The organism is Actinocrinis sp. (assembly GCF_035938995.1).
Taxonomy (GTDB): Bacteria; Actinomycetota; Actinomycetes; order Streptomycetales; family Catenulisporaceae; genus DASZGI01.
Map to the genome: position 1 here is coordinate 1 of NZ_DASZGI010000241.1, position 2349 is coordinate 2349.

Below are 2349 nucleotides of genomic sequence, written 5' to 3' on the forward strand. Positions count from 1 at the left end.
GCCCAGCTCGCCGGCGCCGAAGTTGGAGACCCCGATCGACCGCGCATAGCCGAGCTCCCGCGCCTGCTCCATCCCGGGCCACGCCCAGGTCGGGCCGCCCTCGGGCCAGTGGATGATGTACAGGTCGACGTAGTGGACCCCGAGCCGTTGCAGGCTGCGCTCCACCTCCGCGACCGGGTCCTTGCGCTCCGGGAAGAACTTCGTGGTGATGAACACCTCCCCACGCGGGACACCGCTGTCGCGCAGCCCCTGCCCGACGCTTTCCTCGTTGCCGTAGGCCTGCGCCGTGTCGATGTGCCGGTAGCCGAGCTCAAGCGCCCACCGGACGGCGTCCACGCACTCGCGGTCGTTCGCCACCTGCCAGACACCGAGGCCGGCCAGCGGGATCTCGTTCCCGTCGGCCAGCACGCGCGCCCTGCCGTCTGCCGTCACCACATCCGCCGACATCGCATCTCCTCTTTGCCTGACCGAAACGCTCCCGGCCGCCCAGCTGTTTCCCATAGCGACTACCACCTTCCCCACCGCCCCGCGCAAGAATCAGCCGGCAGCCGCGAGAAAGCCGTCGATGCCGGCGGTGAACCGGCCGTGATGCTGCAAAGGAAGCCGTGCGCCGGGTCCGGGTATATCGTCAGCCGCGCTTCCGGCACAAGCCCGGCCAGCAGGCGCGAGCAGCGGGGCAGGATCATCCGCCAGAAGATAGCTAAACCGAGGCGACAGCAAATACCGTTATGCGCGATGGCGGGCCGCAAGTCGATCTTGAGCCGAACGATACAGATAAGGCGGTTCCATGCGCGAGCTGCTACCGGCTGGTTGACCACGCTGTGTGATTAGGGTCCGAGCTAAGCCTTTCGTGTTGCCAGCCGTCCTCCGGATAGGGCAGTGGTGTCGATGTCGTCGAGCGTGGTGACCACCAGATCCGCGCCGGCCGCGGCCAGCAGGCCGGCGTCGTCGGCTCGTGCAATGCCGATCGCGGCCATGCCGCCGGCCTTGGCGGCTTGGACCCCGGCGGACGCGTCCTCGATCACCATGGCATGGCGTGGCTCGACACCGAGTTCGTGCGCGGCGGTCAGGAAGATCTCGGGGTCGGGTTTGCCGTGGGCGAAATCACGCCCGGAGACGTCGGCGTCGAAATAGTCGAGCAGCGTCAGGCCGGGCCGAAGCGTCGGCGAGGAGATCCCGTGTTCCTGCGCGAAAGTGTCGAGCCGGATCTGGCGCAGGAACAATCCCGCGTTCTTCGACGACGACGCGTCCGCGATGAGCATCCCGGCGTCCTTGGTCGCGATGACGAAGCGCAGCGCGTCGGGATAAGCGGTGAAGTCACCGGCCTGGATGAGGCGCACGACCATTTCTTGCTTGAGCCGTGCGTACTCGTCGACGCGGTTTTCAGCGTCGGGTACCTGGAAGTAGTCGAGTGCGGCGCGGGCGCCGCTCATGCGCGGCTTGCCGGATACGTACTGCTGGTAGACGTGGGGGGTGAAGGCGTCGGGCGACCACGTCGTGTGGTCGCGGATGCCGCGCCAGCTGGACTCCATCAGTTCGCGCAGCGACTCGCGCCACGCCTTCTCGTGCGGCGAGTCGACCAGCACCCCGTCGACGTCGAAAATCGATCCCTGGAACTTCGGCATGCAGGCTCCTCTTCAATCTGGGGCGGAGGGCCCGGTGGTCGCCGGGTTCCGGCTGAGCTCGAACACGGTCTGGTCGCCCGGGCGCAGCTCACGGGCATCGTCGCGGACTGCGACCCTGACGGGTCGGCTCGCCCCCTCGGGGTGGACGGCCAGCGTCAGGTGATCGCCGGTGAGTGTCACCTGGATCGGGGTCTCCCGGAACTGCATAGAGAACGACAGGCTGTCGAGCCTGCTCGGGAGCTGGGGATTGAAGTGCAGCACACCGTCGTAGACGCGGGCGCCGGCGTAATTCCGCTGCATGAGGTCGAGCGTCCCGGACATGACGCCCATGTGGATGCCTTCCTTCGTCGTACCGCCCTGGATGTCATCGGCATCGCTGTGCAGCGCGACCAGGAACCGGTCCCACGAGCTCTCGGGGTCGACGGCGGCCAGTACCCCGGCATGAGTGACAAAGCTCAACGTCGAGCCGTGAGAAGTCCGCCGGTCGTAGTACGCGACGTTCCGCGTCAACGTGTCGGCACGGTAGTCATACCCGAGCCGTCCGAAGATCTCGCGTAGCTCCTCCTGCCTGAACAGGAAGAACAGCATCACGGTGTCGGCCTGTTTGGTGACCTTATAGCGGTTGGGGTCCTTGCCCTCCGCACGCAGGATCCGGTCGAGCCGCTGGATGTTGCCGTACTTCGCCCGGTACGCGTCCCAGTCCAGCTCCTCGAGGTCCTCGTAT

The 2349-nt window shown here is 66.8% G+C and carries 3 protein-coding genes; all 3 read right to left on the minus strand.

Going from position 1 to position 2349, the window contains the following annotated elements; all coding sequences use genetic code 11:
- On the minus strand, positions 1-447 hold a 447-nt coding region (locus VGZ32_RS17035; RefSeq protein WP_326887041.1), incomplete at its 3' end, for an aldo/keto reductase.
- Positions 448-839: 392 nt separating this feature from the next.
- On the minus strand, positions 840-1625 hold the full coding sequence (locus tag VGZ32_RS17040; protein WP_326887042.1) for an HAD-IA family hydrolase: 786 nt from the start codon (positions 1623-1625) through the stop codon (positions 840-842).
- A 12-nt stretch (positions 1626-1637) separates the two neighbouring features.
- A partial coding sequence (locus tag VGZ32_RS17045) for a glycosyl hydrolase family 65 protein (RefSeq protein ID WP_326887043.1) occupies positions 1638-2349 on the minus strand: 712 nt, incomplete at its 5' end.